The organism is Bacillus sp. CIS52 (assembly GCF_053545315.1).
Window position 1 is genome coordinate 1,856,877 of sequence record NZ_JBIUFR010000001.1, and the last position, 12,482, is coordinate 1,869,358.

At 48.0% G+C, this 12,482-nt stretch carries 13 protein-coding genes and 1 pseudogene; 11 read left to right on the forward strand and 3 right to left on the reverse strand.

The window, feature by feature from the left end; translation table 11 throughout:
- Positions 1 to 116 precede the first annotated feature (116 nt).
- The 4 genes from lipA (at position 117) to ACH32G_RS09095 (ending at position 2,772) form a co-directional block, all read left to right on the forward strand.
- Entirely contained in the window at positions 117 to 1,013 is an 897-nt protein-coding gene (lipA, locus tag ACH32G_RS09080; RefSeq protein WP_003151923.1) for a lipoyl synthase, read from the forward strand.
- A gap of 219 nt (positions 1,014 to 1,232) precedes the next feature.
- Positions 1,233 to 1,508 (forward strand): YutD family protein, encoded by a 276-nt coding sequence (locus ACH32G_RS09085; RefSeq protein ID WP_003151928.1) that lies wholly within the window; start codon positions 1,233 to 1,235, stop codon positions 1,506 to 1,508.
- 25 nt (positions 1,509 to 1,533) lie between these two features.
- The gene (locus ACH32G_RS09090) at positions 1,534 to 1,968 is read left to right on the forward strand and encodes a DUF86 domain-containing protein (protein ID WP_327814467.1); all 435 of its coding nucleotides are present in this window, start codon (positions 1,534 to 1,536) and stop codon (positions 1,966 to 1,968) included.
- A 33-nt stretch (positions 1,969 to 2,001) separates the two neighbouring features.
- On the forward strand, positions 2,002 to 2,772 hold the full coding sequence (locus tag ACH32G_RS09095) for a TIGR01457 family HAD-type hydrolase (RefSeq protein WP_013353455.1): 771 nt from the start codon (positions 2,002 to 2,004) through the stop codon (positions 2,770 to 2,772).
- A gap of 26 nt (positions 2,773 to 2,798) precedes the next feature.
- Here ACH32G_RS09095 and ACH32G_RS09100 read toward each other — a convergent pair whose 3' ends face one another.
- Complete coding sequence (locus ACH32G_RS09100; protein ID WP_045926073.1) at positions 2,799 to 3,299, reverse strand: phosphatidylglycerophosphatase A family protein; 501 nt, start codon at positions 3,297 to 3,299, stop codon at positions 2,799 to 2,801.
- A 154-nt stretch (positions 3,300 to 3,453) separates the two neighbouring features.
- Here ACH32G_RS09100 and yutH point away from each other — a divergent pair, with 154 nt between their 5' ends.
- From yutH to ACH32G_RS09125, 5 genes and pseudogenes are all read left to right on the forward strand, one after another.
- The gene (gene yutH / locus ACH32G_RS09105; RefSeq protein ID WP_366969741.1) at positions 3,454 to 4,470 is read left to right on the forward strand and encodes a spore coat putative kinase YutH; all 1,017 of its coding nucleotides are present in this window, start codon (positions 3,454 to 3,456) and stop codon (positions 4,468 to 4,470) included.
- Between the two features lie 201 nt (positions 4,471 to 4,671).
- A complete protein-coding gene (locus ACH32G_RS09110; protein ID WP_045926047.1) occupies positions 4,672 to 5,973 on the forward strand; it encodes a homoserine dehydrogenase in 1,302 nt (433 codons plus the stop codon).
- Positions 5,973 to 7,031, forward strand: a complete 1,059-nt coding sequence (gene thrC / locus ACH32G_RS09115; protein ID WP_045926048.1) for a threonine synthase — start codon at positions 5,973 to 5,975, stop codon at positions 7,029 to 7,031. Before ACH32G_RS09110 ends, thrC begins: the two co-directional genes overlap by 1 nt.
- On the forward strand, positions 7,028 to 7,957 hold the full coding sequence (gene thrB / locus ACH32G_RS09120) for a homoserine kinase (protein ID WP_448814235.1): 930 nt from the start codon (positions 7,028 to 7,030) through the stop codon (positions 7,955 to 7,957). Before thrC ends, thrB begins: the two co-directional genes overlap by 4 nt.
- Positions 7,958 to 8,058: 101 nt before the next feature.
- Positions 8,059 to 10,033 (forward strand): annotated as a pseudogene (locus ACH32G_RS09125) (S9 family peptidase).
- A 37-nt stretch (positions 10,034 to 10,070) separates the two neighbouring features.
- On the opposite strand, the gene ACH32G_RS09130 reads toward ACH32G_RS09125, so the two are convergent.
- A complete protein-coding gene (locus ACH32G_RS09130) occupies positions 10,071 to 10,406 on the reverse strand; it encodes a NifU family protein (protein WP_173363134.1) in 336 nt (111 codons plus the stop codon).
- Between the two features lie 79 nt (positions 10,407 to 10,485).
- Between ACH32G_RS09130 and ACH32G_RS09135 the strand changes: the two genes are divergently transcribed.
- Positions 10,486 to 10,812 carry a YuzD family protein gene (locus ACH32G_RS09135; protein WP_045926049.1) on the forward strand — a complete coding sequence of 109 codons (327 nt, stop codon included), beginning with the start codon at positions 10,486 to 10,488 and terminating at the stop codon, positions 10,810 to 10,812.
- Positions 10,813 to 10,849: 37 nt separating this feature from the next.
- Here the strand turns inward: ACH32G_RS09135 and ACH32G_RS09140 are convergent, their stop codons facing one another.
- Positions 10,850 to 11,917: an NAD(P)/FAD-dependent oxidoreductase gene (locus tag ACH32G_RS09140; RefSeq protein WP_095241393.1), complete on the reverse strand. Its 1,068-nt coding sequence runs from the start codon at positions 11,915 to 11,917 to the stop codon at positions 10,850 to 10,852.
- Between the two features lie 266 nt (positions 11,918 to 12,183).
- On the opposite strand from ACH32G_RS09140, the gene ACH32G_RS09145 reads away from it, so the two are divergent.
- Positions 12,184 to 12,420 carry a YuzB family protein gene (locus tag ACH32G_RS09145; protein ID WP_007408721.1) on the forward strand — a complete coding sequence of 79 codons (237 nt, stop codon included), beginning with the start codon at positions 12,184 to 12,186 and terminating at the stop codon, positions 12,418 to 12,420.
- The last annotated feature ends 62 nt before the right edge of the window (positions 12,421 to 12,482 follow it).

The following is a 12,482-nucleotide window of genomic DNA, read 5'->3' on the forward strand; positions in this document are numbered from 1 at the left end:
ATTTTTCCTATGTTAAAGTGACTTATGAATAGAAATCCGCGAGTTTTATATCCATCGTGAAATAGAAATTTTTCGCACATAAACATGAATAAAGGGATAATGGAGATGATGGGGAAATGGCAAAGAAAGACGAGCATCTGAGAAAGCCGGAATGGCTCAAAATAAAGCTGAACACGAATGAAAACTATACGGGTCTCAAAAAATTAATGCGTGAAAATAATCTGCATACCGTATGTGAAGAAGCAAAATGCCCGAACATCCATGAATGCTGGGCTGTCAGACGTACGGCGACATTCATGATTCTCGGTTCCGTCTGTACGAGAGCATGCCGCTTCTGCGCTGTCAAAACGGGTCTGCCGACTGAGCTGGATCTGCAGGAGCCGGAACGCGTAGCTGATTCGGTTGCGCTGATGAACTTAAAGCACGCCGTCATCACGGCCGTGGCGCGTGATGATCAGAAAGACGGCGGAGCAGGCGTCTTTGCGGAAACGGTCCGGGCGATCCGCAGAAAAAGCCCGTTCACGACGATTGAAGTGCTGCCATCCGATATGGGCGGAAATTACGACAACCTGAAAACATTAATGGATACCCGTCCTGATATTCTGAACCACAACATTGAAACCGTGCGCCGCCTGACACCGAGAGTCCGCGCCCGTGCAACATATGACCGTTCTTTAGAATTCTTGCGCCGTGCGAAAGAAATGCAGCCTGACATCCCGACGAAATCAAGCATTATGATCGGTCTCGGCGAAACGAAGGAAGAAATTATTGAAGTGATGGACGACCTGCTTGCGAACAATGTCGACATCATGGCGATCGGCCAATACTTACAGCCATCCAAAAAACATTTAAAAGTTCAAAAATATTATCATCCGGACGAATTTGCCGAACTGAAAGAAATCGCGATGCAAAAAGGCTTCAGCCACTGTGAAGCAGGCCCGCTTGTCCGTTCTTCCTATCATGCGGATGAACAAGTAAACGAAGCGTCTAAAAAACGCCAGGCCCAAGCATAATATAAGCCGAAAAAACCCAAAACGCCGCAGGTTTTGGGTTTTTTGTGATGGAGCCGTTTCAGCCGAAAAAAAAGTCATTCTTGAATAAGGACCGTCTGAACCGCTAAACTGGATATAAAAGGGAAAAATCTTCTCCGCAATCCGAAGCGTCTCATTTTGCAATTGATGCACAGAAGTCAATGAATTATGATAGTAAAGAGTGATAAAAGAGGTGAAGACATGATTCTTATTCAAAATGCCGAGTTTGAACTCGTACATGATTTTAAAAACGGCTTTAATGAAGAAGCGTTCAAAGCCCGCTATTCGGACATATTAAATAAATATGATTACATTGTGGGGGACTGGGGATACAGTCAGCTGCGGCTCAAAGGCTTCTTTGATGACCAGAATCAAAAAGCAACCTTTGAAACGAAAATCAGCACATTGGACGAATACATTTACGAATACTGCAATTTCGGCTGCGCGTATTTTGTTCTAAAACGAATCAGAAAATAATTGATGCAGAAGGGGATGCTGTCACGTGTATTTTGTTGACAGAAATAATATCGAACAAACACTCCGTTTTTTTGAGAATCAGCTGGCGCTGTTTGACAGCACGCCGGCTTGGCAGAGCGAGATCGAAAAAAGAGCGCTTGAGCGGATCAGCCATCTTCTGATCGAATGCATTCTCGATGTCGGAAATGATATGATTGACGGCTTTATCATGCGCGATCCGGGAAGTTATGACGACATCATGGATATTCTGACGGACGAAAAGGTGGTAGCTGAGGAAGAAGGAAATAAGCTGAAGCAATTGATCTCTTCCAGAAAGCAGCTTGTTCAGGAATATCAGCACGCCGATCATCAGGAGCTGTTTACACTGATCTCGTCAACCAGAGACGTGCTGAAAGCCTTTCCGGCCCGCGTAAGAACCTACCTTGAAACAGAGTTAGGCCCTGTTTCCGCATTTAAATAACAACAAGTGAGAAAATCCACAGGAGTGTTGAGTATGAAGGATTATAAAGGATATTTGATTGATTTGGACGGCACAATGTACAACGGGACGGAAAAAATCGAAGAAGCGTGTGAATTCGTGAGAACGCTTAAAGCGCGCGGCATTCCGTATTTATTCGTGACGAACAATTCCTCCCGGACGCCGAAGCAGGTGGCGGACAAACTGATGAGCTTTGACATTCCGGCCTCTGAAGAACAGGTCTTCACAACAAGCATGGCGACTGCGCAGCATATCGCCCAGCAGAAAAAAGATGCGTCGGTGTATGTGATCGGCGAAGAAGGCATCCGCCAGGCTATCGAAGAAAACGGGCTGAGCTTCGGAGAAGAAAACGCGGACTTTGTCGTTGTGGGAATCGACCGCGGCATTACATATGAAAAATTGGCTACGGGATGTCTGGCGATCAGAAACGGCGCCCGGTTTATTTCAACAAACGGCGACGTCGCCATTCCGACTGAAAGAGGGCTTTTGCCGGGGAACGGCTCACTGACATCCGTTTTGACGGTGTCCACAGGCGTTGAGCCTGTCTTTATCGGCAAGCCGGAATCCATTATTATGGAACAGGCGATGCGTGTGCTCGGAACGGATATTTCCGAAACACTCATGGTCGGCGATAACTATGCAACGGATATTATGGCCGGCATCAATGCGGGCATGGATACGCTGCTCGTTCATACCGGAGTGACAAAGCGTGAGCATATGGCCGGTTACGATCAGAAGCCGACATATGCGATTGACTCTTTAACTGAATGGATTGAACATCTATAAAAAAGGGACGGCCATGACGGCCGTCCTTATTCTGTATTTCTGGCGCTGTGGGCAAGCCGGCTTGAAGCCGCTGCTGCGATTGCGCCGACGATATCATCAAGAAACGTATGGCATTCGCCCGTTGATTTATCATTTAACCGCCCGAGAATGCCGGGTTTTTCTTTGTCAATATAACCGTAATTCGTAAAGCCGATCGAGCCGTATATATTCACGATAGAGAAGGCGAGCACCTCGTCAACCCCATACAGGCTTTCATCAATCGCCAAAATAGTCTGAAGCGGTTCAGACAGCTTTTTTTGTTCGGCAAGCACATCTAATTCTATTCCCGTTAAAATCGCGTTTTGCACCTCGCGTTTCGCGATGACGCGGTCCACATTGAGCCTGCATACCTCTATCGTCAAATCAGGATGATATTTTTTCTGAAGGAAATACACAAGCTCGGCAATATCATCCGTCTCAACTCCCCGTTCTTGTAAACGCGCTCTGGCGACAGCTTCCACCTGATTCAGTTGTTCCTTTTCTGACATTTGCTTCACCCAATCTTTTTTTACTAGTTTATACAGCATCCTTCCGATGTGTACGATGTTTCTCCTCTTCATTCAAAGGAATACAATATGTATTCATAATTCCGCCGGCGTATGACTACGATGTGAATAGCTCTAATTTTTCAGGCAGGTGATTATGATGAAAAGCATCATTAAAGAAAAATACGGCATCCATGTCAGACAGCTTTCCGTTTATCAGAAATACCAATGCTTCCAGACGCCTAATTCCTTCTTTCTTATTATTCCCGTCTCCGGCTTTTCGCAATCAGAGCTGACGGAGCTTTATTACATGAGTCAGTATTTACAAGAACAAAGTGACCCATACGTTTCAGTGTTTATCTTTACGAAGGAAGGAGAGCTGACCTTTGAGGACGAAGGCAAAACATATGCGCTCTTAAAAGCGCCGATTCCCGTCTCAAACCGGTCATTTTCTGTCGGAGGGGAGCTTGCTGAATTCCACAGAAAAGGGCGGGGTTTTCCTTACGAAGTGAAAGAAGCGGGCAGAATCGGTCAATGGAAAGACTTATGGGGAAAACGGGTGGATCAGCTGGAATCATTTTGGATGCAGAAAATTCATATGTCTCCGCTTGAACCGTTCGAAAAGAAAATGATCGAAGCATTTCCTTATTATTCAGGCTTAGCGGAAAATGCCATTCAATATTTAGTGGATACGGAGCTGGATGACAATCCCGGCACGGAAGACTCGGGGACGATCTGCCATCAGCGGATGGAGCGGGATACCTGGTCGGCTGATTCATTGATCCGCATTCCGGGAGATTGGGTATTCGATCATGCAGCCCGTGATATTGCGGAATATATGCGCAGCACGTATTTGTATCATCGTGACGACTTGCTCAATGACGGGTTTTTGTTTTTACAGGAATATGAGCAAGTTACGCCGTTATCCTCCTTTTCCAAACGCCTGTTTTACAGCCGCCTGCTGTTTCCGCTCCATTTTTTCGAGACGGTGGAGAGCTATTACATCTCTCATGAGTCTGAAAAGCATTTTTACGAAGAGCAGCTGGACTACATTCTTGCCGACTGCACCCGTTATGAACAGTTTTTGCAGACATGTCACGACATGCTGAATGTCAGAGCGGCGCAGGTTTTTGTCCCGCCTGTCGCCTGGCTCGGAAAAGGAAGCATTTCGTAAGAAAATATAACGCAAAAATATTTAGAAAATAGAGAATCTTGTCATATCAGTGTGTTAAGCGTTTTCATGACCGCGAAATCAATATTCAGCCGCTTGTCAAAACAAAAGCGGGCTTATATAATATTTGTAACTTAAATGTCTGTGAAGGGTTAACAATTGTCCTTTTCAAGTGGACAAAAGGAAGAAAGGTGGAGTTTCTCTTTGGAAGCAATTCGTATTGGACTGTTAGGACTGGGAACCGTGGGAAGCGGTGTCGTCAAAATTATACAAGATCATCAGGATAAGCTTATGCACCAGGTCGGCTGTCCGGTGACGATCAAAAAAGTGCTAGTTAAAGATATTAATAAAAAACGAGACGCAGACCTGCCGAAAGAAGTGCTGACGACGGAAGTCTATGATGTGATCGATGACCCTGAGGTCGATGTGATTATTGAAGTCATCGGCGGTGTCGAACAGACGAAGCAATACTTGCTCGACGCCTTGAAAGCGAAAAAACATGTCGTGACAGCAAATAAAGATCTGATCGCTGTGTACGGCTCAGAGCTTTTAGCCGCCGCAAAGGAAAATGGCTGTGACTTGTATTATGAAGCGAGTGTCGCCGGCGGAATTCCGATTTTACGTACACTCGAAGACGGGCTTTCCTCTGACCGGATCACAAAAATGATGGGAATCGTCAATGGAACGACGAACTTCATCTTAACGAAAATGATTAAAGAAAAAAGCCCGTATGAAGAAGTGCTGAAGGAAGCGCAGGATCTCGGATTCGCGGAAGCGGACCCGACCGCCGATGTAGAAGGACTCGATGCCGCACGCAAGATGGCGATTTTAGCCCGTCTCGGTTTCTCTATGAATGTCGACTTGGACGATGTCAAAGTAAAAGGGATTTCCCGCATTACGGATGAAGACATCAGCTTCAGCAAACGGCTCGGCTACACAATGAAGCTGATCGGCATCGCCCAGCGTGATGACAATAAAATCGAGGTCAGCGTTCAGCCGACACTGCTCCCTGATCATCATCCGCTCGCTGCGGTGCATAACGAGTTTAATGCCGTTTACGTATACGGAGAAGCTGTTGGAGAAACGATGTTTTACGGCCCTGGCGCCGGAAGCATGCCGACTGCGACATCAGTCGTTTCCGATCTGGTCGCGGTTATGAAAAACATGCGTCTCGGCGTAAACGGAAACAGCTTTGTCGCCCCGCAGTATGAAAGAAATCTGAAGCAGCCGTCAGATATCTACGCCCAGCAGTTTTTAAGAATTCACGTCAAAGACCAGGTCGGCTCTTTTTCAATAATCACATCCGCTTTCTCAGAGCGCGGTGTAAGCTTTGAAAAAATCCTGCAGCTGCCGATCAAAGGCCGCGATGATCTTGCGGAAATCGTAATTGTCACGCATCATACCTCAGAAGAAGATTTCAGCGACATTCTTCAAAACTTAAATGATCTCGAAGTCGTACAGGAAGTAAAAAGCACATATCGCGTAGAAGGGAACGGTTGGAGCTAATGTGGAAAGGACTCATCCATCAATATAAAGAATTTCTGCCGGTGACGGAACAAACGCCGGCCCTGACATTGCATGAAGGAAATACGCCGCTGATTCATCTTCCGAAGCTTTCCGAAAAGCTCGGAATTGAGCTGCATGTGAAAACGGAGGGCATTAATCCGACGGGATCTTTTAAAGATCGCGGCATGGTGATGGCGGTCGCCAAAGCGAAAGAAGAAGGCAATGATACGATCATGTGCGCTTCAACAGGCAACACATCCGCGGCGGCTGCGGCATACGCGGCGAGAGCAGGCATGAAATGCATTGTCATCATTCCGGACGGAAAAATCGCCTTCGGAAAGCTTGCGCAGGCTGTCATGTACGGAGCGGAAATCATCGCGATCGACGGAAACTTTGACGACGCGCTGGCCATCGTCCGGTCGATTTGTGAAAAATCTCCGATTGCATTAGTGAATTCGGTAAACCCTTACCGGATTGAAGGGCAGAAAACAGCGGCCTTTGAAGTATGCGAACAGCTCGGCGGAGCGCCGGACATTCTGGCGATCCCGGTAGGAAACGCCGGGAATATTACGGCCTACTGGAAAGGGTTCAAAGAATACCATGAGAAAAACGGCACCGGACTTCCGAAGATGCGCGGTTTTGAGGCGGAAGGTTCTGCAGCCATCGTTCGCGGCGAGGTCATTAAAAATCCCGAAACCGTTGCGACGGCAATCCGGATCGGGAACCCTGCCAGCTGGGACAAAGCCGTGCTCGCAGCGGAAGAATCAGCCGGAAAAATTGATGAGGTCACAGATGGAGAAATCCTTCACGCTTATCAGCTGATTGCCCGTGAAGAAGGCGTATTTGCCGAGCCGGGCTCCTGTGCATCCATCGCCGGCGTTTTAAAACAGGTGAAATCCGGTGAAATTCCAAAAGGAAGCAAGGTTGTCGCAGTCTTGACCGGAAACGGCCTGAAAGATCCGAACACGGCTGTAGACGTATCTGAGATAAAACCGATCACGCTGCCGACAGATGAAGACAGTATTCTCGAATACTTAAATGGAGCGGCGCGTGTATGAATGAGGCGGAGATGCTGTTTTCCATTACGGTTCCGGGAAGCACCGCCAACTTAGGACCGGGCTTTGATTCCGTCGGGATGGCGCTCAGCAGATATTTGAAGCTTTCGGTTTTCCGAAATGATGAATGGACGTTTTCGACGGAGACGGAAACTGTCGCGGGCATCCCTCAAGGAACGGACAACCTCATCTATCAAGTCGCCAAACGGACGGCTGACCGTTATCAGAAAGAGCTGCCGCCCGCGCATGTCAAGGTGTGGAGTGACATCCCCCTTGCGCGGGGCCTCGGCAGCAGCGCAGCCGCTATCGTCGCCGCCATTGAGCTTGCGGATGAGTTATGCGGCCTGCAGCTGCCGGAAAGCGACAAGCTGCACTTAGCCAGCCTTGAAGAGGGGCACCCTGATAATGCCGCCGCTTCTCTCGCAGGAGGGCTTGTGATCGGCCTTCATGAAGAAGATGAAACACATATCGTGCGTACAGCCGAAGCGGATATCGACGTTGTGGCAGTGATTCCGTTTTACGAAGTTCTGACCAGGGACGCAAGAGACGTCCTCCCGAAAGAACTGCCGTACCGCGGCGCCGTTAAAGCAAGCGCCGTCAGCAACCTTCTTGTTGCTGCGATCATGTCAAATGACTGGGCGCTCGCGGGGAAAATGATGAGAAAAGACATGCTGCATCAGCCGTACCGCGCCATGCTTGTTCCTGAGCTTTCGAAGGTAGAGCATGCGGCAGAAATGAAAGGCGCTTATGGGACGGCGCTGAGCGGAGCGGGCCCGACGATTCTTGTCCTGACTGCAAAAGGAAAAGGAGAAGAGATGAGAAGCCACCTTTCTCAGCATTTTCCGCACTGTGAGATTGCGTCGCTTACCGTCCCGTCAGAAGGAAGCGTAATCGAACGGAACCCTTTAAAGCAAATGAAAAGTGTATAATGGTAAAAAGCGTTCTTCCCATCAGAGAAGGACGCTTTCTTTTTCTGGAGAAGCATTTTTATTTAGGGAAGCGAAATAAAAGAGAAAAGGAGGAGAAACGATTGAAAAAACTTATAATCGAGGAGGACATTGCGTCTCTCGTATCCGTGACAGATCCCCAATACGCCCCTGACGGCAGACGGGCCGCATACGTCCGGACAACTGTCAATGATAAACGGGACTCTTATTCCTCAGCCATTATGGTGTACGACACAGAATCCGGCACCTCAAAACCGTGGACATTCGGAAGCGGTAAAAATACAAGCCCGCGGTGGTCGCCTGACGGACGGCGCCTTGCTTTTGTTTCTGACAGGGAGGATGGCGTCCCTCAGCTGTACATCGTAGACACTGCCGGGGGAGAGGCGGAAAAGGCGGCTGATATCCCTTGGGGCGTGTCAGATCCGATATGGGCTCCCGACGGCAGATCCGTGCTTGTGTCCGTCAGTCTGACATCAGCGGAGCGCGCCGATGAGAAAGAAAAAAAGAAGTATGACGAATATGAGCCAATTGACATTCAGTCATTAACATATAAACGTGACGGAAAGGGCCTGCTCAATGGCAGCCGGACACAGCTTGTGCTGATTCATCTTGAAACGGGGGAGATTCAGCAGCTGACAGACCATGAAGCGGATCATGATGACGCGGCATTTTCACCGGATGGCAAGCAGATTGCGTTTACCGCCAATTTATGTGATCCCGGTGACGCCGGAAAGCCGAGCGATGTCTACCTGATGAATCTGGCAGACGGCGATCTCAAACAGATTACCCCGCACAGCGGTTCTTTCGGCTCCTGCGTGTTTTCACCGGATGGTTCTTATATCGCGATGCTGGGCCATGAGAATGAATTTCGCAACGCAACCTTAGAAAAAGCGTGGCTGTACGATGTGAAAAATGAGCGGCTGTCCTGCTTAACCGACATGCTGGATGTTCATTTGAGCGATGCGCTTATTGCCGATTCACTCATAGGAGGAGTGACGCCCCGGCCGGTTTGGACAAATGACGGGCAGGGATTTTACGTCCTCGGGAGCGAGCAGGGAAGCACCGGTATTTATTATATCTCGATTGACGGCCTCGTCTATCCGATCCGATTAGAAGAAGAGTATGTGAACGGTTTTGCTTTTCATCCCGATCAGAAAAGCTGTATCGCCGTAATTGCCAAACCCGCGCGGCCTTTTGAGCTTTACAGCATTTCATTTGAAAGAGAAGCAATTGACAAACAACAATGATTGTTTTACAGAGGAACGCATCATATCCGTGCCGGAGAAGCTGCAATATGAAACGAAAGACGGACTGACGGTGCACGGCTGGTTTTTAAAGCCCGCGGCTTTTGAAGAAGATCAAACTTATCCCCTCATTCTATACATACACGGCGGGCCTCACATGATGTACGGGCATACGTATTTTCATGAATTCCAAGTGCTGGCCGCGCAAGGATATGCTGTCGTCTATGTCAACCCGAGGGGAAGCCACGGCTATGGACAGGATTTCGTCAATCGTGTCAGATGCGATTACGGAGGCGGAGATTACCGTGATGTCATGCAGGCGGTGGATGAAGCCATTCAGGCGTATCCGTTTATTGACAGCAGCCGTCTCGGCGTGACGGGCGGAAGCTACGGAGGGTTTATGACGAATTGGATTGTCGGGCAGACCGGCCGTTTTAAAGCAGCCGTCACGCAGCGCTCCATTTCAAATTGGTTCAGTTTCCACGGTGTCAGCGATATCGGCTTCTTTTTTACCGACTGGCAGCTTGGCCATGATCTGTTTGAGGAAGCGGATAAGCTTTGGGACCGTTCACCTGTAAAATATGCGTCCCGCGTTTCAACGCCGCTTCTCATCCTGCACGGCGAGCGTGATGACCGCTGTCCGATAGAACAGGCTGAGCAGCTCTTTATCGCGTTGAAGAAGCTGAACAAAACGACGGCGTTCATCCGATTTCCGAAAGCCACGCATGAGCTGTCGAGAAGCGGCCATCCGGAACAGCGGATCAAGCGCATCCGTTATATTTATTCATGGTTTAATGACTATCTCCAAAAATAAAATAAAAAACCAGGCTGTCATCAGCCTGGTTTTGTTATTAAAATACTTGTTCTACTTCAACGACACCCGGCACTTCTTCAAGAAGGGCGCGTTCGATTCCGGCTTTCAGCGTAATCGTTGAACTTGGGCAGCTGCCGCATGCGCCAAGGAGACGAAGCTTTACAATGCCTTCGTCAACGTCGACAAGCTCACAGTCACCGCCGTCACGAAGCAGAAACGGGCGTAATTTATCCAATACTTCCTGTACTTGCTCTTTCATTTCAACCTCAGTCATGAGATTCGCTCCTTTCATATGCATAAAACCATTATATTCACAGTAACGGTAAAAATCTAATGTTTGGTTTGCAATGCTGCTTTCTTCATTATAGCATATTTAAACTTGAACATAAAAACCGTTTTTTATACAAAAGCTGCCCCGTCCTTTGTATACTGGTGGAAAGGGGATGATAAACATGACAAAGCCGGTGACGCTCAGTGTTTACGGCGCTGAAACGCTCTGCGCAAGCTGTGTAAATATGCCGAGCGCCAAAGATACGTTTGAATGGCTGGAGGCGGCGCTGAAACGGAAATATCCGGAGCAGCCTTTTAACATGCAGTATATTGATATTGACACACCGCCTCAGCAAAAGGAGACAAAAGAACTTGCGGAGCGAATCAGAAACGATGAATTTTTCTATCCGCTTGTGCTGGTGGAAGATGTCATTGTAGGAGAAGGGAATCCGCATTTAAAAGATATATATGAAGAAATGGAAAAGCGCGGCTATGTGGCGGGCTCATAAAAACGGCCGCTGATCGCAATCAGCGGCTTTTCCCTTATCAGCCGTTATGATGCTTGTACATCCATAAAAGGCCTGATTTTAACAGGCGCGGCACACGCCCGATCAGCGGACGGTCGTTGACAAGACCGAAACCCGCTTTTTTTCCGAGCGAGCCGAGGACACCTTTCAGCTTAAATTGCGGCATTGTTTCCGGCAGCTCTTCATTGTTCCAGCGTTTCAAAAGAACCTGCACAATTTGCTCCGCCTGCGCTTCAGCAAGCTGAGCGCTCGGCGCATGCGGAAGGGACGCGCAATCACCGACGACGTAAACATGCTCATCGCCCGGAAGGTTATGGTGCGGTGTCAAAACGATGCGGCCTTGCGGATCTTTTTCAGCGTCCAGTTCTCTGACGGCTCTATTCGGCTGAATTCCCGCCGTCCACACGATGGCATCGGCCGGTATTGCTTCGTCATGATTATAAACAATGCCGTCTTCCACTTTTGTAATATTCGCATTATTGATAATGGTGACGCCGTGCTCTTCAAACCATTTTTGAACGTATTTACTGAGCCTTTTCGGAAAGCTTGATAAAATCAGATCGCCCCGGTCAAATAATATAATCTTCAGATCGTCACGGCTCTCTCTTAATTCACTGGCAAGCTCCACACCGCTTAATCCCGCTCCGACGATAGCGACAGATGCATTGGCGCCGAGGTTGTTCAGCTTTTGATAGGCTTCGCGTGACTGGTCAATGGTTTGAATGCTGTAAGTATATTCCGGCGCGCCGGGCACGTTATGATACTTATCCTCGCAGCCCAGTCCGATCACCGCGTCATCGTAAGAAATCGGTTCGCGGTCATGAAACAAGACTTGTTTGTTTTTCGTGTCGATGGAAGCCACCTCACCGTATTGAACATCCAGATTCGGATGCTCTGGAAAGGACACTCTGATATGATGATCAGAAATCGTGCCGGCAGCGAGCGCATAATATTCTGTTTTTAAGCAGTGATACGGGTTTCTGTCAATCAGCGTGATGGATGTATCTGACGGAAGCTGGTTCGGCAATAAGCGGTGCAGCACCCGCATGTTTCCGTAACCCCCGCCGATCAAGACCAATTTTTTCATAATGATTCCCCTTTTGCCCGAAAAATATGGTAGTCAATGTTGTTACAAAATAACGAACTATGTAAAATAACATCTAGAATTATATCGAATTTGATCTAAAACCACAATAATAGTTTTAAAATAACCTACAAATTGACCAGAAAACGCGTAATAGTAAAACCTTTAACCTGAATTAATATGTTACGATAACATTGAGCGTGAAACCGGATCTTTGACGAATAGAGGGAATTCCGTTAGGATAAGGTACATATGTGAGGTGAAACCGCATGAATCCGATGATTGAATTCTGTGTCAGCAATTTAGCGCGCGGTTCCCAGGAAGCACTAGAGATCTTAGAGAAGGATCCGAACTTGGACGTGCTTGAATACGGCTGTTTAAGTTATTGCGGGAAATGCATGGAGTCCCTGTTCGCCCTGGTTAACGGCGAAGTGGTCACGGGAGGCACGCCTGCTGAATTGGTTGACAACATATATACATTCATAGAAGAAAATCCGATGTTTTAATCAGAGGCTCCGAACGGGCCTCTTTTTTTATGCGCCCCGGGATTTGGCAAAATAAAAAATTT

Bases quoted from the DNA above. Each gene is read 5' to 3' on its own strand.
- ACH32G_RS09085 (WP_003151928.1), top strand. From the start codon at position 1,233: ATGATTCTTATTCAAAATGCCGAGTTTGAACTCGTACATGATTTTAAA.
- ACH32G_RS09140 (WP_095241393.1), bottom strand. From the start codon at position 11,917: ATGAAAAAATTGGTCTTGATCGGCGGGGGTTACGGAAACATGCGGGTG.
- thrC (WP_045926048.1), top strand. From the start codon at position 5,973: ATGTGGAAAGGACTCATCCATCAATATAAAGAATTTCTGCCGGTGACG.
- lipA (WP_003151923.1), top strand. From the start codon at position 117: ATGGCAAAGAAAGACGAGCATCTGAGAAAGCCGGAATGGCTCAAAATA.
- ACH32G_RS09145 (WP_007408721.1), top strand. From the start codon at position 12,184: ATGAATCCGATGATTGAATTCTGTGTCAGCAATTTAGCGCGCGGTTCC.
- yutH (WP_366969741.1), top strand. From the start codon at position 3,454: ATGATGAAAAGCATCATTAAAGAAAAATACGGCATCCATGTCAGACAG.
- thrB (WP_448814235.1), top strand. From the start codon at position 7,028: ATGAATGAGGCGGAGATGCTGTTTTCCATTACGGTTCCGGGAAGCACC.
- ACH32G_RS09095 (WP_013353455.1), top strand. From the start codon at position 2,002: ATGAAGGATTATAAAGGATATTTGATTGATTTGGACGGCACAATGTAC.
- ACH32G_RS09100 (WP_045926073.1), bottom strand. From the start codon at position 3,299: ATGTCAGAAAAGGAACAACTGAATCAGGTGGAAGCTGTCGCCAGAGCG.
- ACH32G_RS09135 (WP_045926049.1), top strand. From the start codon at position 10,486: ATGACAAAGCCGGTGACGCTCAGTGTTTACGGCGCTGAAACGCTCTGC.